The sequence below is a fragment of the Lysobacter sp. Soil_C_15 genome (assembly GCF_057657315.1).
The window spans coordinates 1-977 of record NZ_JBDGIR010000032.1 but is presented as its reverse complement, the minus strand read 5'-3'; the positions used below and the strand labels follow the sequence as shown (position 1 = coordinate 977).

General features: G+C 73.7%; 1 protein-coding gene. It reads left to right on the top strand.

Going from position 1 to position 977, the window contains the following annotated elements:
• Positions 1-977: amino acid adenylation domain-containing protein (locus AC3A57_RS22895; protein ID WP_487581007.1), on the top strand; the 977-nt coding region annotated here is incomplete at both ends.

Below are 977 nucleotides of genomic sequence, written 5' to 3'. Positions count from 1 at the left end.
GCCTTCGACGCCTGCACCTGGGAGGTGTGGCCGACGCTGTGCCAGGGCGCGACCCTGGCCCTGCCGCCGGCGGCGACCGCGGGCGATCCGGCGGCCTTGCTGGACTGGTGGGAACAGCAGGACCTGCAGACCAGCTTCCTGGTCACCGCCCTGGCCGATGCGGCGCTGGCGCGCGGGCAGGGCGGACGCCGCGGCCTGCGCTCGCTGCTGACCGGCGGCGACCGGCTGAGCCGGCTGCCGTCGGCGGACCTGCCGTTCGAGTTGGTCAACAACTACGGCCCGACCGAAACGACCGTGGTGGCGACCTCGGGCGCGGTCGGCCACGACGCTGCGGTCATCCACATCGGCGGCCCGATCGCCAACACCCGGATCTACCTGCTCGACCGCCATCGCCAACCGGTGCCGGCGGGGGCGCCGGGCGAGATCTACGTCGGCGGCGCGCAAGTGGCGCGCGGCTACCTGAATCGTCCGGAGCTGACCGGCGAGCGTTTTCACCCCGATCCGTTCGCGGCGCAACCCGGTGCGCGGATGTACCAGACCGGCGACCTGGGCCGCTGGCGGCCCGACGGCACGCTGGAATACCTGGGGCGCAACGACCATCAGGTGAAGATCCGCGGCCTGCGCATCGAGCCGGGCGAGATCGAGGCGCAATTGGCGGCGCAGCCGGGCGTGCGCGAGGCCGCGGTGCTGGCGCGCGAAGACGTGCCGGGCGAGGTGCGGCTGGTGGCGTACATAGTTGCGGCCGATGATGCGAAGCCGGAGCCGCAAGCCTTGCGCGCGGCGCTGGCGCAGACGCTGCCGGACTACATGGTGCCGGCCGCCTACGTGGCGCTGGGCGCGCTGCCGCTGACCCCGAACGGCAAGCTCGACCGCCGGGCGCTGCCGGCGCCGGAGGGCGCCGCGTTCGCACAGCGCGCTTACGAGGCGCCGCAAGGCGAAGTGGAGACGGCGCTGGCGCGGATCTGGAGCGAGTTGCT